The following is a 20,237-nucleotide window of genomic DNA, read 5'->3' as shown; positions in this document are numbered from 1 at the left end:
TTAACCGGGACCGCGGTGAATTAACGCGTTCGACACTGCTGGTGGCGACCGGCGAAACAGGGCGCTCCCACGATCTGCGATGTGGAGACCTCGGCATCGGGCAACACGTTCACGTGCCTCGTCCGGTTCGCACTGGCCAACATTCGGCGACGGCCCGAACGGTTCACGCTGTCCGTGCTCGGCATCGCCCTGGCCATCGCGTGCGTGACCATCGTGCGCACCATCTCGGCGAGCTTCGCCATCACCGGTGCCGACTCGGTCACCGAGGTACTCGAGGGTGCCCAGCTGTGGGTGGTACCCGCAGCCGGCGTGCACTTCGACCCCGACGCCCAGGCCCTGGTCGCCGACGGCCCCGCCCCGACGTTCGCGGTACCCGACGGCTGGCGCGTCACCCGCACGCTGTCGGGCGTCACCGACGTCGACGGCGCACCCGTGTCGGTGCGCGGCCGCGACGACGTCCCCAGCGGCACCGCGATTCTGGGGTCGGCACTGGCGCAGCGGCTGCACGTCGCCACCGGTGACGAACTCAGCGTCGGCGGGCAGTCACTGCGCGCGTCGGTCCAGGGCGACGGCCAGAGCCTGACGGTGGCCTCCGGGCTGGCCGGCGCGATCGTGGGCGCCAACGGCTGGTGGACGGTGTCCGCGCCGGCGGGTGAGGAACAGCGTCGCGACCTGGCGTCGCGGTTCGGCGGCATCGTCGGGCTGCCGTCGACACCCGACCCCGCGGTGGTGCCCGACGCCGCGGGCGACGGGCTGATCTACGACACCGTGGGCGGGTCCGGACCCCTGACGTTCGAGCAGAAGTTCTCGGCGTTGTTCTCCGGCAAGGTCACCAGCTCGACGCTGGGACTGATCTCCACCATCGGACTGGCGCTCGGCTTCGTGATCGCCCTGTCGTCGTTCCTGGCGGCGGTGGCCGAGCGCAAGCGCGAGTTCGGCATCATGTCGAGCATCGGCCTCGCCGACGAGGTGCTGTACTTCTTCCTCGTCGAATCCGCGATCGTCTTCGTGGTGGCCTATGCGGTGGGCGTCGCGGCCGCGGGAATCGCGGTGGCCGTGGTGATCCCGAGCATCGCCACTCCCGTCGCCTGGGCCCAGGCGGCCGGCATGGTGGCGGCGTTCCTGCCCGCGATGGCGATCGTGGGTGCCCTGGTTCCGGTACACCGGCTGTTGCAGCAGCGGCCGGTCGAGCTGCTGCGGGAGGCCTAGTGAACGGCGTCGGCAAGGGTTTGGCATACGGGTGGCTGGCGGCGCGACGGCGCGTGCGCGAGATGGTGTTGCCCATCGTCACCACGGGGACGGGAGCGTTCCTGGTGGTGCTCGTCTTCGGGATGTCCGACGGCATCCGGGCTCGATCCGCGGCACTCGGCCACGCCGAGGAGATCGGGCGCGCCGTCATGCTCATCGCGGTGACGGTGCTGCTGGTGGGCGTCGTCGAGGTGGCGATCGCCACCACCCGCACCGTGGCCCGTCGCACCCGCGAGCTGGGCGTGTTGGGCGCCAACGGGATTCCGCGCAACCCCGTCATCGCGGCGCTGCTCGTCGAGCCGGTGGTCGCTGCGGTGCTGGGTGCGGTGGCCGGCGCCGCGCTGGCGTTCGTCACCGCCGTCGTCCTCGGCGCCGTCGGCCTGGTGCCCACCGGCATCGCGGTGACCGGCCTGCTGTCGGGTGTGGGCATCGCCGTCGTCGTCAGCATCGTGGCCGCCCTGGCCACCAGCATCGTGCCCACCTGGAACGCAGCGTCGCGTCCCCCCATCCGTTCCCTGCAGTCCGGAGGCTGACATGACCGACCTGACCGAACCCGGCACCATCAGCGAAAACGTGTCGGCAGCCACCGATGCCGTCGAACCGGTGATCCGGATCGCCGACGTGTGGAAGCTGCACCAGCTGGGCGACGAGGTGGTCAAGGCGCTGTGCGCCGTCGACCTCGACGTGCAGCCCGGCGAATTCGTCTGCCTCATGGGGCCCAGCGGCAGCGGCAAGTCGACGCTGCTCAACATCATGGGGGGCCTCGACCGGCCGACCAAGGGCACCGTGACGGTGGCCGGCCAGGACACCGCCTCGCTCACCGAGAGTCAGTTCGCCGCGCTGCGCCACGACACCATCGGGTTCATCTTCCAGAGCTACAACCTGATCCCGTTCCTGTCGGCGGTGGAGAACGTGGAGCTGCCGCTGATGTTCGAGCCCTATGACCGAAAGGCGTTGCGCACGCGCGCCGTCGAGCTGCTCGAACTGGTGGGTCTGGGTCACCGGATCAACCACCAGCCCACCAAGATGTCCGGGGGAGAGCAGCAGCGCACGGCGATCGCGCGCTCGCTGATCAGCAATCCGACGCTGGTGCTCGCCGACGAGCCCACGGCCAACCTCGACCACCGCACGGGGGAGACGGTGGTGCGCATGCTGCGCGACCTGTGTTCGACGCTCGGCGTCACCGTGGTCGCGAGCACCCACGATCCCACGGTGGCCGACGAAGCGAGCCGTGTCGTCAGGATGAAGGACGGGAGAATCGCATGACCGCCGAACTCGAAACCCCCGCGGACCGGGACAAGCTCATGACCACCGAACTGGTCCCCGAACAGATCCTGCCCAAGGTGATGAGCACGTTCGGCCTCACGGCCGCCTACGTGTTCATCATCTGCTGGGTCACCGGATCGTCGGTGATGGCCGCGGGAGGCTGGACCGCCATCCCCATGTGGGTGCTGGGGATCCTGACGTTCCTCATCCCCGCGGGCATGGCGGTCGTCGAACTCGGCAACCTGTGGCCGGGCCAGGGCGGTGTGTACATCTGGGCCTACCGGACCATGGGGGAGACGTGGGGCTTCATCGGCGGCTACCTGTCGTGGGTGCCGGTGATCCTCAACGCCGCCAGCTCCCCGGCCGTCGTCCTGCAGTTCCTGCTGCTGGCGTTCCACACCGAGTTGGGCCTGACGACCAGCATCATCTTGCAGCTGGTGATCCTGTGGACCGTCATCGGTCTGGCGCTGGCGAAACTGGCCGCCAACCAGAAGATCATGAACGTCGTGTTCGTCGTCTACGGCGTGCTGACGTTGGTCATCTTCGTCTCCGGGCTGCTCTTCGCGGTGAACCACGGGTCGGCGACACCGTTCAGCTGGGCCGAGGCGACCATCCCCAACTTCGCCGTCGCCGGCTTCCTGTACGGCACCGTCCTGCTGTACCTGCTGGGCGTCGAGACGCCCTACAACATGGGTGCGGAGTTCCTGTCGGTGCGCAAGAGCGGCCCGCGGATGATCCTGTGGGGTTCGACCGCCCTCGTCGCGATCTACCTGCTGACGACCCTCGGCACCGTGATGGCCCTGCCGTCCGACGAGATCGATCCGGTCACCGGCATCATCGGCATGCTCGACGTCGCCGGCTTCCCGGGTCTGATGGAGGTGTGCGCGGTCGTCTTGGCGTTCATCATCATCGTCGCCCTGATGACCTACCAGGTGGCCTACTCGCGGCTCATCTTCGTCTCCGGCCTGGAGCGGCACCTGCCGCGCATCTTCACCCACCTGAACCCGCGGACGCGAAACCCGGTGACCGCCATCCTGATCCAGGGCGTCATCTCGTCGCTGATCCTGGTGGGCCTGTACTCGCAGAGCAGCATGGCCAACGTCACGATCTACCTGCAGGGCGGACTGAGCACGGTGTGGCTGCTGTCCGGGTTCTTCTTCCTGATCCCGGTGGTGGTGGCCCGCAAGAAGTACGCCGATCGCTATGAGAACGAGACGTTCTGGCGCATCCCGGGCGGCATGGTGGGCGTGTGGGCCGTGGTGATCGTCGGATCATTGGGCACCGTCGGCGGCATCTACTACTCGTTCGTCACGCCCTGGATCGACGTGCCCGCCGCCACCTGGATGACGTGGGTCGGCGGCATCAGCCTGGGGATGTTCGCCCTCGGCCTGGTGGTCTACGTCTTCGGTAGGCGCTCGGCCCGCAAGACGTCGCAGGAGGACGCGCTGGCCCATCTGGCCGTCTTCGACCTGACCTCGGAGGAACCCACGAAATGACCATGGAAGACACCCTTTCCGTTGCCGGAACGAGGGCCGGTGCGGCCGCCTATCCGCTGGATCCGCTCTCGGGTGACGAGATCCAGGCGGCCGCGGCCATCGTCATGGCGTCGCAGTACGGCCGCCCGACGCTGAAGTTCGTCATGATCCAGCTGGCCGAACCGGCCAAGACCGCCGAGCTGACGTTCGAGGGGCGCACCGACGTGCCGCGGTGCGCGTTCGCCTCGACGTACGACGCGACGGTCAAGCAGCTCTACGAGGCGATCGTCGACCTCGACGCCCGCGTCGTCGAATCGTGGACGGCGGTGCCGGGCCGGTTCCCGTCCTATCTCGTCGAACACATGACGGGCGTGGAGGAGCGGGTGCGCGAGGACCCGCGGTGGCAGGAGGCCATGCGCAAGCGTGGCGTCACCGACTTCTCGCTGGCGATGATCGACCCATGGCCCGCAGGCTATTACGGCGCCCAGGACCACTACGACTCCTCGGCGCTGATCTGTCGGCCGCTGACGTTCATGCGGGCGGCGCCGTCCGAACACGGCTACGCCCGGCCGGTGGAGGGCCTCATCGTGACCTTCGACCTCGACGCCATGGCGGTGCTCGACGTGGAGGATCACGGCGTGGTGGCGCTGCCGCCCACGGCGGGCAACTACAGCGAGAAGTTCATGTTCTCGCCCGACAACCGCCCGGCGTTCACCCAGTTCCGCGACGACGTCAAGCCCATCGAGATCACGCAGCCCGACGGGCCCAGCTTCACCGTGGACGGGTGGAAGGTGCAGTGGCAGAAGTGGTCCCTGCGCATCGGTTTCAACCCGCGGGAAGGGTTGACGCTGCACGAGGTCACCTACACCGACCGCGGTCGGACCCGGCCCGTCCTCTACCGCGGGTCGCTCTCGGAGATGGTGGTGCCCTATGGCGACACGTCTCCGACGCACTGGAACAAGAACGTGTTCGACATGGGCGAGGTGGGCATGGGGTTCTCGGCCAACCCGTTGACCCTGGGGTGCGACTGCCTCGGCGAGATCCATTACTTCGACGGCACGGTCAACGATTCCAGCGGCAATGCCGTCACGATCGACAACGCCATCTGCATGCACGAGGAGGACTTCGGAATCTCCTGGAAGCACACCGACTTCCGCACCGAGGAGGTCGAGGTGCGACGCTCCCGGCGACTGGTCATCTCGATGATCTGCACCGTCGGGAACTACGAGTACGGGTTCTTCTGGTACCTGTACAACGACGCCTCGATCGAGGTCGAGGTGAAGCTCTCCGGTGTGTTGACCACCGGTGCGGTCGCCGAGGGGGAGACGCCGCGGTGGGGCAAGCTGGTGGCGCCGGGCATCTACGGTCCCAACCATCAGCACTTCTTCAACTTCCGCCTGGACATGAGCGTCGACGGGGCGAACAACAGTGTCTACGAGGTGGATTCGATCCCGGAACCGGACCCGGAACTAAACCCGCACCGCAACGCCTGGATCACGCGCGAGGCGCTGGTGGCGTCCGAGGCCGACGGCGCGCGGGACTGGAACTGGCAGACCGGGCGGTACTGGAAGGTCGCGAACCCGTCGAAGGTCAACGAGCTGGGATCACCGGTGGCCTACAAGCTGGTGCCCAAGGACATCGTCCCCGTGATGGTGCAGGAGGGCTCCTACATCTACGACCGCGCCCGGTTCGTGCAGCACAACCTGTGGGTGACCAGATACCACCCGACGGAGATGTTCGCCGCCGGGGACTACATGTACCAGTCGGCCGACGCGCAGGGTCTGCCCAAGTTCGTCGCCGACGACGAACCGCTGGAGGACACCGACGTCGTGCTCTGGTACACCCTGGGCGCGCATCACGTCGTGCGTCCGGAGGACTGGCCCGTGATGCCGTGCGCCTACGCGGGATTCCACCTCAAGCCGGTGGGGTTCTTCGACGGCAACCCAGCGCTGGACCTGCCGCCGTCACCGCCGAGGGCATGTCACGGGCACTAGCCCAGCGGTCATCCCACGTCGGCGAGCAGGCGGCGCAGACGTCGTTGGTCGGCGGCGTCGAGCGGGGCCAGCACCCGCCGTTCGGCGTCGCGGATGCCGGCGTCGGTGCGTGCCAGCAGTGCGGTGCCCTCCCGGGTGAGTTCGGTGGGTAGCGAGCGTCCGGAGGTGACGGTGGCGGGCCGGGCGACCAGGCCGCGTTCCTGCAGGCCGCGGACGACCATGTTCATCGCCTGCGGCGACACCTCGATCTCACGCGCCAATTCGGCGTTGGACCGTCCGGGGGTGTGCGCGAGGACGCGCATGCAGAGGTATTGCGGGAACGTCAGGCCGAGCGGTTCGAGCACGGCGGTCGACACCTCGACGCGCAACCGGGCGTAGACGCGGTGCAGCAGGTACCCGAGGGGCCGGCCTTCTTCGGTCATGTCAATAATCTTGACATATATCAAGTAGATTGACAGGCCGGTGGCATGGTCGCATCCACGCCAACGTGTCCGAGTATGCCGGCGAGGGCTTCCGCGGGTTCGCGGGACCCGACGTCCGCGACGAGACGCCCGCACGCACGTCCGTTCCGGCCTGGCTGCGGACGGCGAACCTGGGTTAGCGGCCACCCGTGGGGCGTCGGGCTCGTCCCACGAGGCAGGATTGAGGGCGCCACTTTCCGCTCGACACGGAGGAGCCCGATGACCGAGGCCAACAGGCCGAGGAAGTATGCCCGCGTGCTACTCAAGCTCGGCGGTGAGATGTTCGGGGGTGGCCAGGTCGGCCTGGACCCCGACGTGGTCGCGCTCGTCGCCCGGCAGATCGCCGAGGTCGTCCGCGACGGCGCCCAGGTCGCCGTCGTCATCGGCGGCGGCAACTTCTTCCGCGGCGCCCAGCTACAGCAGCGGGGCATGGAACGGACGCGCTCGGACTACATGGGCATGCTCGGTACCGTCATGAACAGCCTTGCCCTGCAAGACTTCCTGCAGAAGGAAGGCATCGACACCCGCGTGCAGACGGCCATCACCATGGGTCAGGTGGCCGAGCCCTACATCCCGCTGCGCGCGCGCAGGCACCTCGAGAAGGGGCGCGTGGTGATCTTCGGAGCCGGCATGGGGTTGCCGTACTTCTCGACCGACACCACCGCGGCGCAGCGCGCGCTGGAGATCGGCGCCGAGGTGGTGCTGATGGCCAAGGCCGTCGACGGCATCTTCGACGACGACCCCCGCACCAACCCCGACGCGAAGATGATCGAATCCATCACCCACCGCGAGGTCATCGACCGCGGACTGAAGGTCGCCGACGCCACGGCGTTCAGCCTGTGCATGGACAACGGCATGCCGATCCTCGTCTTCAACCTGCTCACCGACGGGAATATCGCTCGCGCGGTCGCAGGTGAGAAGATCGGTACATTGGTCGCCTCGTGACGGGGCGACCCGAGACGGCTGGCGTGCGGACGAAGGAGAACACCGAGTGATCGACGAGACCCTCTTGGACGCCGAGGAAAAGATGGAGAAGGCCGTGGCGGTGGCCCGCGACGACCTCGCGTCCATCCGCACCGGCCGCGCCAATCCCGGCATGTTCGCCCGGATCAACATCGAGTACTACGGCTCGATGACGCCCATCACCCAGCTGTCGAGCATCAACGTCCCCGAGGCGCGACTGGTCGTCATCAAGCCCTACGAGAGCAACCAGCTCAAGGCCATCGAAGACGCCATCCGCAACTCCGACCTGGGCGTGAACCCCAGCAACGACGGCAGCGTCATCCGCATCGCCGTCCCGCAGCTCACCGAGGAACGCCGCCGCGAACTCGTCAAGCAGGCCAAGGGCAAGGGCGAGGACGCCAAGGTCTCGGTCCGCAACATCCGGCGCAAGGCCATGGACGAACTGGCCCGCATCAAGAAGGACGGCGACGCCGGCGAGGACGACGTCGCCCGCGCCGAGAAGGACCTCGACAAGACCACCGGCACCTACACCAGCCAGATCGACGAGCTGGTGAAGAACAAAGAAGGGGAGCTGCTGGAGGTCTAGGCCCCACGCGCCGACCTTCAGTGACCTAACCCGTGGCCACCGACACCACCCCCGCGGACGGCCCGCCCGCCAAGAAGTCCGGCCGTGCCGGGCGCGACCTGCCCGCAGCCATCGCGGTCGGCGTCGTCCTGGGCGCCATGGCCATCGGCACCCTGCTGTTCGCGCCCACCTGGTGGTTGCTGCTGCTCGCGGTCGCCATCGCCATCGCCACCCACGAGGTGATTCGCCGGCTGCGCGAACACGGCTACGTGCTGCCCGCCATCCCGCTGTTGCTCGGCGGCCAGGCCATGATCTGGCTGACGTGGCCCTTCGGGGCGGCCGGCCTGCTGGGCGCCTACGGCGGCACCGTCGTCGTCTGCATGGTGTGGCGACTGCTCGGCCAGGGGCTCGCCCAACAGCCCGTCAACTACCTGCGCGACATCGCGGCCACCGTGCTGCTCGCCACCTGGGTCCCGATGTGCGCGGCGTTCACCGCGCTGCTCATCTTCGCCGACCACGGTGGCGTGCGAGTGTTCACCGTGATCGCCACGGTGGTCTTCGCCGACATCGGCGGCTACGTGGCGGGCGTGCTGTTCGGCAAGCACCTGCTGGCCCCGGCCATCAGCCCCAAGAAGTCGTGGGAGGGGCTCGGCGGTTCGCTGCTGTTCGGCATCGGCGCAGCCGTGCTCATCGTGACGTTCCTGCTCGACAAGCCATGGTGGGTCGGCGTGCCGCTGGGGCTGCTGCTGGTCGTCACCGGCGTCTGCGGCGACCTCGTCGAATCCCAGGTCAAGCGTGACCTGGGCATCAAGGACATGGGCACCCTGCTACCGGGGCACGGCGGGATCATGGACCGCATCGACGCCATGCTGCCGTCCGCCGTCGTCGGCTGGATCGTGCTCACGCTGTTGGCCTAGCCCCGGGTCGCTGCGCTCCTGCCCGCCGGTCTGGCTTGATCCCGGGTCGCTGCGCTCCTGCCCGCCGTTCTGGCCTGATCCCCGGTCGCTGCGCTCCTGCCCGCCGTTCTGTCCTCGTCCCGGGTCGCTGCGCTCCTGCCCGCCGGTCTGGCCTCGCCCCCGGTCGCTCCTCGACCCCGACCGCACGTTCAGCCAGCACGCCACCGCACCCAGCACCAGCCCGACGCCGATCCCGACGTCGACGTGCTCGCCGAGCATCAGCCACGACAGCACGCCCGCGACGGCCGGGATGACGCAGAACAGCATGGCCACCGACGACGCGCCGTGCAGATTGATCGCCCGCACGTAGAGCGACACCCCGATCACGGCGTTCAGCAACACCACACCGCCCACGGCCAGCACCGCCTGGCGGGCGTCGTGCACCTCGATCGGTGCCGACAGCGCGAGGGCCAGCGCGGGCACGAACGCCACCGCGTTCTGCACCGCCGTGGACGTGCGGAAGTCGACGTCGGCGCAGAACCGCTGCTGATACACCCCGCCCGCCGCCAGGCCGAGCAGCGCCACCAGCAGCAACCCGACCACGGGATCGACACCGCCCTCGCCGACGAGCCGGCTGGCGCACGCCGACAGCACGGCCGCCACGCCCAGCACCAGCGCGACGATGCGCCCCGGCGTCAACCGATCGCGCAGGAACGCCGCGGCCAGCATGGCCGTCGCGACCGGGTTCATCGCGATCACGACGGCACACAGCACCGCGGGCACCCCGTGGTCGATGGCGACGTAGAGGGCCAGGAACTGCACGGCCTGCATCAGCAGCCCGACCACGGCGACGTGGCCGAGCTTGCGCACGCCGGGCAGACCCGCCCTGGCGACGGTGGCCCAGGAGCCGAGGATGGCCGCGGCCATACCGAAGCGCACCGCCAGCACGACCATCGGCGAGAGCGCGTGGACGGCCATGTTGCCGACGGGGTAACCCAAGGCATAGAAGAACGTGACGGCGGCAGCCGTGCGGGCAGGCATCCGGGCGGGCGTCATGGCAGTCATCGTGGGCACCTCACCGGGGCCGGGTCCAACGATTAACGACGATCACGACCGATCGTCGACGCTAATCAATCGGCCGACAGGAGTCGCCCGCGTGCGGGGACCAACCCATCTTTTGATCGTCTGTGCTGATCGGCGTACGTTGGCGGCATGGCAGACGCGCTGGACATCGCTCCGCTGCGCAGCGTCGTCGCCGTCGCCGACTGTGGTGGATTTCACCGGGCGGCCGCCGTGCTGCACGTGACGCAGTCGGCCGTCAGCCAGCACGTGCGACGCATCGAGTCGGTCGTCGGCGGCGCCGTCGTCGAACGCTCCGGACGCGGCGTCGCCTTCACCGAGCTGGGGCACCGCGTCCTGGCGCACGCCCGCACCATCCTCGCCGCGCACGACGCCGCGCTCGCCGATCTGGGTGCCGTCAAGGAGCAGGTGCTGCTCCTCGGCGCCACCGAACACGGCGCCGACGTCATGCTGCCCGGCCTGACCGCCGCGCTGGCGCAGCGGCTGCCCGACTGGCGCCTGCGTTTCCGCCTGGACCGCAACGTCATGCTGGCCGACGCCATCGAGCACGGCATGGTCGACGTCGCGGTGATGCTCGACGGCTCCGGACTCGACCCCGCCAACGCGTCCGGCATGGTCGCGCTCCGCTGGGTCGCCGCGCGCAGCTTCACCGCCGCCGAGCCGCTGCCGGTGGTGATGTTCTCCGAACCGTGCACGCTGCGCGAGCCGACCTTCGCCGCGCTCGACCGCCTCGGCGTCGACTACCGCATCGCGGCCGAGAGCGCCGACTTGTCCGGCCTGTTCGCGGCCGTGCGATCCGGCCTCGGCATCGCACTGCTGCCCATACTCGGCAAGCTGCCCGACGGGCTGTGCCCCGCCGAGGGGCTGGCGCCCGCCAACCGGGCCTCGGTGTTCGTGCGCGGGCGCGCCGGGCTGGACCCCGACGTGCTCGGCGCCGTCGAGACCGCCGTGCGTGACCTTTTGACCGAACAAGCCTGATACTGGACGGAACATGACGCAGGATCTTGTCTTCGAAGCCCCTCGTCGCGGCATGCCGCCGCGGCACTTCGCCGATCTCGACGCCGACGGCCGCGCCGCCGCCGTCGCCGACCTCGGTCTGCCCGCCTTCCGCGCGAAGCAGCTCGCCAACCAGTACTACGGCAGGCTCATCGCGGACCCGCGGCAGATGACCGATCTCCCGGCCGGGGTGCGGGACCAGGTGGCCGCCGCACTGTTCCCCGAACTGATGACGCCGCTGCGCAGCATCGCCTGCGATGCGGGCGAGACGCGAAAGACGCTGTGGCGCGCCGGGGATGGCACCACGTTCGAGTCGGTGCTGATGCGTTACCCCGAACGCGCGACGGTGTGCATCTCGTCGCAGGCCGGGTGTGGCATGGCGTGCCCGTTCTGCGCCACCGGTCAGGCCGGGCTGACCCGCAACCTGTCCACGGCCGAGATCCTCGAGCAGGTCCGTTCTGCGGCGGCCGCCATGCGCGACGACCACGACGACCGGCTGTCCAACATCGTCTTCATGGGCATGGGCGAGCCGCTGGCCAACTACAACCGCGTCGTGGCCGCCGTCCGCCGCATCACCGCGCCCGCACCGCACGGATTCGGCATCTCGGCCAGGTCGGTGACGGTGTCGACGGTGGGGTTGGCGCCTGCGATCCGCAAACTCGCCGACGAGAAGCTGGGCGTCACGCTGGCACTGTCACTGCACACGCCCGACGACGAGCTGCGCGACACCCTGGTGCCCGTCAACAACCGCTGGAAGGTGCGCGAGGTCCTCGACGCCGCCCAGTACTACGCGCAGTCCAGTGGGCGGCGGGTGTCGGTGGAGTACGCGCTGATCCGCGACGTCAACGACCAGCCGTGGCGCGCCGATCTGCTGGGCAAGCTGCTGCACTCGGCGCTGGGGCCGCTGGCACACGTCAACCTGATTCCGCTGAACCCGACGCCGGGGAGCAAGTGGGACGCCAGCCCCAAGCCGGTGGAGCGGGAGTTCGTCGCCCGGGTGCGCGGGCGTGGGGTGTCGTGCACGGTGCGTGACACCCGGGGCCGGGAGATCGCGGCCGCGTGCGGGCAGCTCGCCGCGCAGGGCTGACGGTCGGTTAGCGCAGGTAGCCGCGGCTGCGCATCCACCAGTCGCGGGCCACGAAGGCCAGCAGCAGCACCGCGAAGCCGATTAGGAAGATGTCCTCGACCTTGCCGGTGTGGTTGCCGTGCAGCATGCACAGCAGGAAGATCGCGGACAGGATGCCGCCGACGTGGATGGCGCGGTGGTTCTCCTTCGACCAGCCCCAGTTCGCCGACGGCACGTCTTCGACGTCGACTCCGGTGTGTCGCTCGACCTCGGTGTTCGCCACAGCAGCTCCTCGGGATGGATGTCAGGCTGGGGTCATTCTGGCATACGACAGGGCGTCGTACGTCAGCGGATCTGCTCGTATCGGCGCAGCGCCTCTTGACGTTCCGCCTTGTGGTCGACCATGGGCTCCGGGTAGTCGTCGGTGCCGAATTCCGGCACCCAGCGGCGCACGTAGGCGCCGTCGGGATCGAACTTGTCGCCCTGTGTCGTCGGATTGAACACCCGGAAGTACGGGGCGGCGTCGGTGCCGCAGCCTGCCGCCCACTGCCAGCCGTGCTGGTTGCTGGCCATGTCGCCGTCGACCAGCTGGTCGAGGAACCAGCGCGCCCCCCACTGCCACGGCAGGTGTAGGTCCTTGACCAGGAACGAGGCCGTGATCATGCGTACCCGGTTGTGCATGAAGCCGGACTCGGCGAGCTGGCGCATGCCGGCGTCGACGATCGGGAAGCCGGTACGGCCCGCCTTCCACGTCTCGAAGCGCTTCTTGGCGTCGGCGTCCTCGTCGACCTGGATGCCGTCGAAGGCGTCGTTCCAGTTCCACCAGACGCTGCGCGGCCGGTCGTAGAGCACGCTCGCGTAGAAGTCGCGGAAGGCCATCTCACGGAGGTAGGCCTGGGCGCCCTTGCCGCGGCCGAGGTCGGCGGCCATGGTGCGGGGATGGATGGCGCCGAACTTGAGATGGGCCGACATCCGGCTGATGCCGTCGAGGTCGGGCCGGTTGCGGTCGTCGGCGTAGTTCTCGAGCTTGTCCGCGACGAACGCCTTCCAGGCCCGGCGGGCGGCCTTCTCGCCGGCCGGGATGTCCAGCTCGGCGTCGCCGTCGGGGATGTCGTTCTTGCCGTCGGCGTCGGCCGGGTCTATCCACGTGGCGGTCTTGGGCCCGGTCTTGGCCGGGGCGCGCCAGCCGTGCTCGCGCCACGCCGAGAAGAACGGGGTGAACACCTTGTAGGGGGTGCCGTCGTTCTTGGTCACCCGGCCGGGCGACACCAGGTACGGCGATCCGCTCGCCTCCAGCGGCACGTCGTCGCCCAGCGCCTCGCGCACCGCCTCGTCGCGCCGAATGCCGAACGGGGAGAAGTCCCCCGAGACGTGCACCGCCGAGGCGCCGATTCGCTCGGCGAGCGCGGGAATTCGCTTCTCCGGCCGGCCGGTGGTGACCAGCAGCTTGCCGTCGAGGCCGTCGCGCACCTCGCGCAGGGCGTCATACATGTATTGCAGCCGCCGCGCCCCCGCGGAGTTGCGTAGCCGCGGGTCCAAGACGTAGCAGGCCAATACCTCGCCGTCGGGTTCGGCGGCGTCGAGCATTGCGGGCAGATCGTGAAGGCGCAGGTCACGGCGGAACCACAGCAGCGTGGGCATGTCAGTAGGACTTGCCCGGATTGCCGCTGCCGGAAACACCGGCGGGCCGTGCTGGTCGAACCTCGGCGGAGGAGGGTGGTTCAGAAGGGTGGCGGGTTGGCGTCGGCGATGGCTTCGTTGGTGGCGCGTTCGCGGGTGTGGCGGGTGGTGCGTTCGGCGGTGCGGGTGCGGCGGCGCAGGGGCATGCGGGTGGTGCAGTGGTCGCGTCCTGGGGGTGCGGGGGTGGTGGTGGCCGGGGTGGTGTTGGTGGGGGTGGCTAGTTGGGGGAAGAACCAGGCGCCCAGGGGTGTGGTGGTGTAGGTGCGCCCGGTGGGGCTGGTGAACGTGACACGGCCGTCGGGGTGTTGGGTGTCGGTCCAGCCGGTGGGTCCGGTCCAGAACGTCTTGAGCAGGTGGTGAAACCTGCAGTAGGCCTTGGTGTTCGAGGGGTGGGTGGCCCCGGCCGGCCAGGGGATGGTGTGGTCGAGGTCGCAGTGCTGGGCGGGGCGGTCGCAGGCGGGGAAGCGGCAGGTGAGGTCGCGGCAGAACAGGTAGGCCGCCAGGCGGCGGGAGGGTCGGTAGGACTGTTCGGTGTCCAGCTCGGCCGCCGCGGGTAGGGGCCGCACGGTGGCGTTACCGGTTTGAGCGAGGTCGCGGACGGTGTCGGCGGGGACGGGGCCGTGCCCGGGCAGGTAGGCGGGGGTGTCGGCGTCGCCGGTGAGGGTGGCGTGTTCGGCGAGGACGTAGACGGTGACGCTGGTGGCCGGGCGGGTGTCGGCCTCGCCGGCGGCGGGGCAGTCGGGGGTGCCGCAGGTGCAGGTGAGGTGGTGGTGGCCGTCGACGAGGGCCATCAGGGCGTCGGCGCGGCGTTGGTCGCGGGTGCGGTCGTCGCGGTGGCAGACGGTGGCGGCGACGGCGTCCAGGCGGGCGTCGAGGCGGGCGCCGTCGAGGGCGGGCAGTTCTCCGTCGAGTTGGCAGGCGCCTTCGAAGCTCGGTAGGACGTGGACGTAGCGGTGGTCGCGGCGTGCGCGGCGGCGGCGGGTGGCCATGGGGTCGAGTTGGACGACCAGCCAGTCGAGGACGTCGGTGAGGCGCTGATCGGAGAGGTGGTTCCAGGCCGCCGCGTGATCGGCGCAGTGCCGGTCCACCTGGGTCACCAGGTCCGGTTCGTTGAGCAGGAGTGTGCGGTCGTGGATGGCGCGTACGACCCGCAGGTCGAGGTCGCCGGCCAGGAAGCGTTCGGTGACCGTGGGGAAGCGGTCCCGGAGTTGGACGCCCAGTTCCATCAACGGCTGGATCCGGAAGCGGCTGATGCCCAGTTCTGCGGCCAATTCCGCGGCGGCGGCGCCGACGTCGTCGACGGCCCACAGGCCGCTGGCGGGGGTGGCCGCGGCCAGTCGGCGGTGCAGGAAGGTCCCGGCGGCGATGACCTTGGCGGCGGTGGCGCGGCGTTCGGCGCGCAGTTCCAGGCCGACGGTCACCAGCAGGGTGGTGTCGTCGAGATCAGACCAAGCATCGAACATGTGTTCGATTCTATCGCACCCCACCGACGACTCGGGCGCGTGAATCCCGCACCGCGACCCGTGACGCATCGATGACGCCGTGACCCCGACGAGTGGCGGCTAGCCTCGTGGGGTAGAAACCCTCTCGCGCCCCGACGAAGGACCGAGGTACATCGTGAAGCTGGCTCTGAGCGACGAGGACGTCGCCTTCCGCGAGGAACTGCGGCAGTTCCTGACCACCGAGATCCCGGCCGACCTCCGCGAGCGGGTGAAGTCCGGTCACCCCCGCTACCCCGATGACATGGTGGTCAGCCAGCGGGCCCTCAACGCGCGCGGCTGGGCCGTGCCCGGGTGGCCCGTCGAGTGGGGCGGTCAGGACTGGTCGCCCATCCGCAAGCAGATCTGGGCCGACGAGCTACAGCTGGCCGGCGTCCCCGAACCGCTGGCCTTCAACGCCAGCATGGTGGGCCCCGTCATCGCGCAGTTCGGCTCCGAGGACCTCAAGAAGCGCTTTCTGGCACCTACGGCCAACCTCGACATCTGGTGGTGCCAAGGCTTTTCCGAGCCCGAAGCCGGATCGGACCTGGCCTCGCTGCGCACCACCGCCGTGCGCGACGGCGACGAGTACGTGATCAACGGGCAGAAGACCTGGACCACGCTCGGCCAGTATGCGGACTGGATCTTCGTGCTGGCCCGCACCAACCCCGACGCCCCGAAGAAGCAGGCCGGCATCTCGTTCCTGCTCGCCGAGATGTCGACGCCGGGAATCACGCTGCGCCCCATCAAGCTCGTCGACGGCAGCTACGAGGTCAACGAGGTCTTCTTCGACGACGTCCGCATCCCGGCCGACCAACTCGTCGGCGAGGAGAATGCCGGCTGGGGATACGCCAAGTTCCTGCTCAGCCACGAACGGTCGGGGATCGCGCGCATCGGGCTCACGAAGCGTTGGCTGGAACAGGCCAGGGAGTACGCCGCCAAGGTGCCGATGCCCGGTGGTGGCACGCTGCTGCAGGATCCGCTGTTCGCCTCCCGGCTGGTCGAGGTCGAGAACGAGGTGCTGGCGTTGGAGATCACGCAGCGCCGGGTCAGCGGCTCCGAGGCCGACGGCAAGCCCAACCCGGCGTCGTCGATCCTCAAGTTGCGCGGCAGCCAGTTGCAGCAGGCGGCCACGGAATTGCTGCTCGAGGTCGCCGGCCCCGACGCCGTCCCCGTCGGCGCCGCCGACGACGAGGCTCCCGACCACTGGGCGTACGAGACGGCCCCGCGCTACCTGAACTACCGCAAGACGTCGATCTACGGCGGGACCAACGAGGTCCAGCGCACCATCATCGCGTCGACCATCCTGGGACTGTGAGGCAACCGTGGACTTCGACCTGACCGAAGAACAGCAGCTGCTCGGCGACACGACTCGCGACCTGCTGGGCCGGGCCTACGACGTGGAGCGGCTCAACGCCGTCGCCGACACCGAGCTGGGCTGGGACCGCGCGGTGTGGCAGCAGCTCGCCGAATTGGGCGTGCTCGGACTGGGATTCGACCCCGACGAGAGCGGACCCATCGAGATCATGGCCGTGCTCACCGAGATCGGCACCAAGCTCGCGCCCGAACCCGTCCTCGACGCCGCGCTGGTCCCCGGCGGCCTGATCGCCGAGCTGGGCAGCGACGAACAGAAGGTGCTCCTCGACGACGTGGCCGCGGGCACGCACCTGCTGGCCCTCGCCCATCTGGAACCGGGAGTCAGGACGCCGTCGGCCGACCTCGCGACCCGCGCCGAGAGCACCGGCGACGGCTGGGCCGTCACCGGTCGCAAGACCCCGGTCGCCTCGGGCGAGAGTGCCGACACGCTGGTGGTCAGCGCCGCCCTACCCGACGGCGGGGTGGGCCTGTTCTTGGTCGACGCGACCGCGACCACCAGGCAGGCGTACCGCACCGTCGACGGCCGCCGCGGTGCGACCATCGAACTCGACGGCGCGGCAGCCCAACCGCTCGGATCCGGCGGCGACGCCGGCGCGGCGCTGACCGGCGCCCTGGTGCGGCAGCAGTCGGCGCTGTGCGCCGAGGCCGTCGGCGCCATGGCCGAGTCGCTGCGGCTGACCACCGAATACCTCGGTGCGCGAAAGCAATTCGGTGTGCCCCTGAAGACGTTCCAGACGCTGACGCAACGGGCCGCCGACATGTACGTGTCGTTGGAACTGGCCCGCAGCATGAACCTGTACGCGGCCATGTCGCTGGCCGACGGCGTCGTCGATCCCGTGGTCGCCGCGAGGGCCAAGCTGCAGATCAGCCGGTCCGGGCGGCACATCGCGCAAGAAGCCATCCAGCTGCACGGCGGCATCGGGATCACCGCCGAGTACCCGGTGGGCCACTACGCGGCGCGGCTCACCGCGATCGGCAACACCCTGGGCACCGCCGACGACCACGTACGGACGCTGGTGGCGCACGCCTCGTGAGGCACAACCCGCAGCACGCCGTCACGGACCCGGCGGTCGTGCGGCGGCTCATCGCCGAGAACCCCTGGGCCACACTGGTCAGCCGGCACGACGGGGAACTCGTCGCCTCGCACTACCCGGTGCTGCTGGAGGATCGCGCCGACGGCGAGCTGTCGGTGGTCAGCCACGTGGGCCGACCGGACGAGGCCATCCACGGACTGGGTACCGGTGAGGTGCTGCTGATCGTGTCCGGTCCCAACGGCTACGTCTCACCCAGCTGGTATTCGGATGCGGCGGTGCGCATCTCGACGTGGAACTACAGCGTCGCCCATTGCTACGGCACCCCCGAGATCCTGACACCGCAGGAGAACCTGGCCGTCCTGACCCGCCTGGTGCGCGAGTTCGAGAGCCGGGTCGAGCGTCCCGAATACCTCGATCCCGACCTGGCCGCGCAATACGCACCGGGCACGGTCGGGTTCCGCCTGGTGATCACCCGCTTCACCTGCAAGGTGAAGATGAGCGGCGACGAGGACCCCCAGACCCAGCAGCAGGTGATCTCCGCGCTGCGCGAGCCGGGGCCCTACCACCAGCCCGCGCTCGCCGCCGACATGGAACGCGCACTGGCCGAGGCGTCCGGCCTGCGGGGGTAGCGATTGGCGCTCGCCGCGCGACCGCACTAGTTTCCACAAGGTGATGTCCTCCGCTGCCCACGCAGTCGCGCGATGGATCCTTCCCCTCCTCACCGTCGCCACGGTCGCAGCCGTCGGCGTGGTGGCCGAACCCGTCGGCCGTGGTGCCGCGCCGACGGTGCGGCTGGCCGCCGACGGCAACCCCCTGGCCGGTCTGCCGTTCTACGTCAACCCGAACTCCAAGGGGACGCGCGCCGCGCAGTCGAACCCCGACCCGCTGCTGGCCGAGGTCGTGAACACGCCCACGGCCTACTGGATGGACCACCTGTCGACGCCCGCCGTGGACGCGAAGTACATCCAGACCGCCCAGGCTGCGGGCACGCTGCCCGTGCTGGCCCTCTACGGCATCCCCAACCGCGACTGCGGTAGCTACGCCGCGGGCGGCTTCGGCTCGGCCGACTCCTACCGCAACTGGATCGACGGCGTCGCGGGGGACATCGGCGGCGGCCGCGCCGCGGTGATCCTCGAACCCGACGCGCTGGCGATGGCGGACTGCCTCTCGCCGGCGCAGCAGCAGGAACGCTTCGACCTGATGAGCTACGCCGTCGACACGCTCACCCGCAACCCGGGCACCGCGGTCTACGTCGACGCCGGCCACTCCCGCTGGGTGCCCGCCGAGGTCATGGCCGACCGACTCAATCGCGTCGGCATCGCGAAGGCCCGCGGGTTCAGCCTCAACACCGCCAACTTCTTCACCACCGACGAGTCCACCGGCTACGGCAACGCCGTCTCGGGCATGACCGGGGGCAAGCCGTTCGTCATCGACACCTCCCGCAACGGCAACGGACCCGTCGAGGGCGACCCCCTGTACTGGTGCAACCCCAGCGGCAGGGCGCTGGGTGCGCGTCCCACCACCGACACCGGCAACCCGCAGATCGACGCGTTCCTGTGGGTGAAGCGTCCCGGCGAGTCCGACGGCGCGTGCCGCGGCGGCCCTGGCGCGGGCACCTTCGTCGCGCAGAATGCGATCGACCTGGCGCGCAACGCCGGTTGGCAGTGACGCCGACGGGTTAGGCATGCCCGGTTGGGGTACAGCGCGTCGGTGACGTCTGCGCATCGCCCGACCGCCGCTTCCGGAGTACCCGACGATCTTCGCCGGCTGGCCGCCGCCCACGGCGTGGCCACCAGCTATCGCAACGAACGGCGCGAGCCGGTGGAGGTCGACGCCGACGTCGTCATCCGCGTGCTGGGCCTCCTCGACGTCGAGGCCGGCACCGAGGAGCAGCGTCGTCGGGAACTGGCCCGGCTCGCCGAGCGTGAGCGGGCAGGCGTGGTGGCCCCGACGGTCGCGGTGCGCATCGACGGCACGCCCACGCCGCTGCCCGGGGCGGTGCACCTGGAGGGCGAGGACGGCGCCGGCATCGAGGTGCACGACGAACTCCCCGCCGACCTGCCCGTGGGCTGGTATCGCCTGCGCTACCGCGACGGGCAGGAGTCCGTGCTGGTCGCCGCGCCGCCGACCGTTCCGACGGCCCCGCAGACGTGGGGGTGGATGCTGCAGCTCTACGCGCTGCGGTCGGCCGCCTCCTGGGGCATCGGCGACCTCGGCGACCTCACCGAGTTCGTCCGATGGACGGCCGACGCCCACGGCGCCGGTGCGGTGCTGCTCAACCCGTTGCACGCACCGGGTCCCACCCACCCCGTGCAGCCGTCGCCCTACACGCCGTCGAGCCGACGGTTCGCCAACCCGCTGGCGTTGCGGATCGAAGACCTGCCGGCGTACCACCGCGCCGACGCCGCCACCCGCGCCGAGGTCGACGCGCTGCGGGTGTCGGCGACCACCGAACGCATCGACCACGATCTGGTGTGGGCCGCCAAGCGTGCCGCCCTGGAGCTGCTGTGGCGGGCCGAGGGCCGCCCGGATCCGCTCGCCGACGCCGGGGATTCCACCGCGCTGCGCAACTGGGCCACCTACTGCGCACTGGCCGAGCGCCACGGTGGGCGCTGGACGCGGTGGCCCGACGCGCTGCGCGACGTCGACGGCGCCGCC

The 20,237-nt window shown here is 69.8% G+C and carries 19 protein-coding genes and 1 pseudogene; 15 read left to right on the top strand and 5 right to left on the bottom strand.

The window, feature by feature from the left end:
* Positions 1 to 81 precede the first annotated feature (81 nt).
* From AC30CM_RS09595 to AC30CM_RS09575, 5 genes are all read left to right on the top strand, one after another.
* Positions 82 to 1,209, top strand: a complete 1,128-nt coding sequence (locus tag AC30CM_RS09595; RefSeq protein WP_490116625.1) for an FtsX-like permease family protein — start codon at positions 82 to 84, stop codon at positions 1,207 to 1,209.
* Positions 1,210 to 1,271: 62 nt separating this feature from the next.
* Positions 1,272 to 1,781 (top strand): FtsX-like permease family protein, encoded by a 510-nt coding sequence (locus AC30CM_RS09590; protein ID WP_490116690.1) that lies wholly within the window; start codon positions 1,272 to 1,274, stop codon positions 1,779 to 1,781.
* A gap of 1 nt (position 1,782) precedes the next feature.
* Entirely contained in the window at positions 1,783 to 2,514 is a 732-nt protein-coding gene (locus AC30CM_RS09585) for an ABC transporter ATP-binding protein (RefSeq protein ID WP_490116624.1), read from the top strand.
* Positions 2,511 to 4,010 carry an APC family permease gene (locus AC30CM_RS09580; protein ID WP_490116623.1) on the top strand — a complete coding sequence of 500 codons (1,500 nt, stop codon included), beginning with the start codon at positions 2,511 to 2,513 and terminating at the stop codon, positions 4,008 to 4,010. Before AC30CM_RS09585 ends, AC30CM_RS09580 begins: the two co-directional genes overlap by 4 nt.
* Complete coding sequence (locus tag AC30CM_RS09575) at positions 4,007 to 5,983, top strand: primary-amine oxidase (protein WP_490116622.1); 1,977 nt, start codon at positions 4,007 to 4,009, stop codon at positions 5,981 to 5,983. The genes AC30CM_RS09580 and AC30CM_RS09575 overlap by 4 nt, the downstream gene beginning before the upstream one ends.
* Positions 5,984 to 5,991: 8 nt before the next feature.
* Here the strand turns inward: AC30CM_RS09575 and AC30CM_RS09570 are convergent, their stop codons facing one another.
* Positions 5,992 to 6,405 carry a MarR family winged helix-turn-helix transcriptional regulator gene (locus AC30CM_RS09570; RefSeq protein ID WP_490116621.1) on the bottom strand — a complete coding sequence of 138 codons (414 nt, stop codon included), beginning with the start codon at positions 6,403 to 6,405 and terminating at the stop codon, positions 5,992 to 5,994.
* Positions 6,406 to 6,663: 258 nt separating this feature from the next.
* Here AC30CM_RS09570 and pyrH point away from each other — a divergent pair, with 258 nt between their 5' ends.
* From pyrH to AC30CM_RS09555, 3 genes are read left to right on the top strand one after another with little or no spacing between them, the layout of a single operon-like run.
* Positions 6,664 to 7,389 (top strand): UMP kinase, encoded by a 726-nt coding sequence (gene pyrH / locus AC30CM_RS09565; RefSeq protein WP_490116620.1) that lies wholly within the window; start codon positions 6,664 to 6,666, stop codon positions 7,387 to 7,389.
* Between the two features lie 46 nt (positions 7,390 to 7,435).
* Positions 7,436 to 7,993 carry a ribosome recycling factor gene (gene frr, locus AC30CM_RS09560; protein WP_490116619.1) on the top strand — a complete coding sequence of 186 codons (558 nt, stop codon included), beginning with the start codon at positions 7,436 to 7,438 and terminating at the stop codon, positions 7,991 to 7,993.
* A gap of 32 nt (positions 7,994 to 8,025) precedes the next feature.
* A complete protein-coding gene (locus tag AC30CM_RS09555) occupies positions 8,026 to 8,889 on the top strand; it encodes a phosphatidate cytidylyltransferase (RefSeq protein ID WP_490116618.1) in 864 nt (287 codons plus the stop codon).
* Positions 8,890 to 9,048: 159 nt separating this feature from the next.
* On the opposite strand, the pseudogene AC30CM_RS09550 reads toward AC30CM_RS09555, so the two are convergent.
* Positions 9,049 to 9,909: pseudogene (locus tag AC30CM_RS09550) on the bottom strand (DMT family transporter); the annotation flags it as partial.
* A gap of 171 nt (positions 9,910 to 10,080) precedes the next feature.
* Here AC30CM_RS09550 and AC30CM_RS09545 point away from each other — a divergent pair.
* Positions 10,081 to 10,926, top strand: coding sequence for a LysR family transcriptional regulator (locus AC30CM_RS09545; RefSeq protein ID WP_490116617.1), 846 nt, complete (start codon positions 10,081 to 10,083; stop codon positions 10,924 to 10,926).
* Positions 10,927 to 10,939: 13 nt separating this feature from the next.
* Positions 10,940 to 12,031: a dual-specificity RNA methyltransferase RlmN gene (gene rlmN, locus AC30CM_RS09540; RefSeq protein ID WP_490116616.1), complete on the top strand. Its 1,092-nt coding sequence runs from the start codon at positions 10,940 to 10,942 to the stop codon at positions 12,029 to 12,031.
* Between the two features lie 7 nt (positions 12,032 to 12,038).
* Here the strand turns inward: rlmN and AC30CM_RS09535 are convergent, their stop codons facing one another.
* From AC30CM_RS09535 to AC30CM_RS09525, 3 genes are all read right to left on the bottom strand, one after another.
* Positions 12,039 to 12,293: a DUF2631 domain-containing protein gene (locus AC30CM_RS09535; RefSeq protein WP_490116615.1), complete on the bottom strand. Its 255-nt coding sequence runs from the start codon at positions 12,291 to 12,293 to the stop codon at positions 12,039 to 12,041.
* A gap of 62 nt (positions 12,294 to 12,355) precedes the next feature.
* A complete protein-coding gene (locus AC30CM_RS09530) occupies positions 12,356 to 13,651 on the bottom strand; it encodes a cryptochrome/photolyase family protein (RefSeq protein ID WP_490116614.1) in 1,296 nt (431 codons plus the stop codon).
* A gap of 80 nt (positions 13,652 to 13,731) precedes the next feature.
* Positions 13,732 to 15,153 carry an HNH endonuclease signature motif containing protein gene (locus AC30CM_RS09525; RefSeq protein WP_490116613.1) on the bottom strand — a complete coding sequence of 474 codons (1,422 nt, stop codon included), beginning with the start codon at positions 15,151 to 15,153 and terminating at the stop codon, positions 13,732 to 13,734.
* Between the two features lie 154 nt (positions 15,154 to 15,307).
* On the opposite strand from AC30CM_RS09525, the gene AC30CM_RS09520 reads away from it, so the two are divergent.
* From AC30CM_RS09520 to AC30CM_RS09500, 5 genes are all read left to right on the top strand, one after another.
* The gene (locus AC30CM_RS09520) at positions 15,308 to 16,486 is read left to right on the top strand and encodes an acyl-CoA dehydrogenase family protein (protein ID WP_490116612.1); all 1,179 of its coding nucleotides are present in this window, start codon (positions 15,308 to 15,310) and stop codon (positions 16,484 to 16,486) included.
* Positions 16,487 to 16,493: 7 nt separating this feature from the next.
* Positions 16,494 to 17,579, top strand: a complete 1,086-nt coding sequence (locus AC30CM_RS09515; protein WP_490116611.1) for an acyl-CoA dehydrogenase family protein — start codon at positions 16,494 to 16,496, stop codon at positions 17,577 to 17,579.
* Positions 17,576 to 18,208, top strand: a complete 633-nt coding sequence (locus AC30CM_RS09510) for an FMN-binding negative transcriptional regulator (protein WP_490116610.1) — start codon at positions 17,576 to 17,578, stop codon at positions 18,206 to 18,208. Before AC30CM_RS09515 ends, AC30CM_RS09510 begins: the two co-directional genes overlap by 4 nt.
* A gap of 43 nt (positions 18,209 to 18,251) precedes the next feature.
* Positions 18,252 to 19,247, top strand: a complete 996-nt coding sequence (locus AC30CM_RS09505; RefSeq protein ID WP_490116689.1) for a glycoside hydrolase family 6 protein — start codon at positions 18,252 to 18,254, stop codon at positions 19,245 to 19,247.
* A 42-nt stretch (positions 19,248 to 19,289) separates the two neighbouring features.
* The coding region (locus AC30CM_RS09500) for a 4-alpha-glucanotransferase (RefSeq protein WP_490116609.1) at positions 19,290 to 20,237 on the top strand (948 nt) is incomplete at its 3' end.

Source organism: Mycobacterium sp. DHQP2018-32-09 (assembly GCF_058148405.1).
This window is presented reverse-complemented; position numbering and strand designations above follow the sequence as displayed.

What these genes read in the sequence shown, in the direction of transcription:
- AC30CM_RS09545 (WP_490116617.1), top strand. Translation starts at nt 10,081, where the DNA reads ATGGCAGACGCGCTGGACATCGCTCCGCTGCGCAGCGTCGTCGCCGTC.
- AC30CM_RS09575 (WP_490116622.1), top strand. Translation starts at nt 4,007, where the DNA reads ATGACCATGGAAGACACCCTTTCCGTTGCCGGAACGAGGGCCGGTGCG.
- AC30CM_RS09580 (WP_490116623.1), top strand. Translation starts at nt 2,511, where the DNA reads ATGACCGCCGAACTCGAAACCCCCGCGGACCGGGACAAGCTCATGACC.
- AC30CM_RS09525 (WP_490116613.1), bottom strand. Translation starts at nt 15,153, where the DNA reads ATGTTCGATGCTTGGTCTGATCTCGACGACACCACCCTGCTGGTGACC.
- AC30CM_RS09590 (WP_490116690.1), top strand. Translation starts at nt 1,272, where the DNA reads ATGGTGTTGCCCATCGTCACCACGGGGACGGGAGCGTTCCTGGTGGTG.
- AC30CM_RS09570 (WP_490116621.1), bottom strand. Translation starts at nt 6,405, where the DNA reads ATGACCGAAGAAGGCCGGCCCCTCGGGTACCTGCTGCACCGCGTCTAC.
- AC30CM_RS09530 (WP_490116614.1), bottom strand. Translation starts at nt 13,651, where the DNA reads ATGCCCACGCTGCTGTGGTTCCGCCGTGACCTGCGCCTTCACGATCTG.
- AC30CM_RS09505 (WP_490116689.1), top strand. Translation starts at nt 18,252, where the DNA reads ATGTCCTCCGCTGCCCACGCAGTCGCGCGATGGATCCTTCCCCTCCTC.
- pyrH (WP_490116620.1), top strand. Translation starts at nt 6,664, where the DNA reads ATGACCGAGGCCAACAGGCCGAGGAAGTATGCCCGCGTGCTACTCAAG.
- AC30CM_RS09585 (WP_490116624.1), top strand. Translation starts at nt 1,783, where the DNA reads ATGACCGACCTGACCGAACCCGGCACCATCAGCGAAAACGTGTCGGCA.
- rlmN (WP_490116616.1), top strand. Translation starts at nt 10,940, where the DNA reads ATGACGCAGGATCTTGTCTTCGAAGCCCCTCGTCGCGGCATGCCGCCG.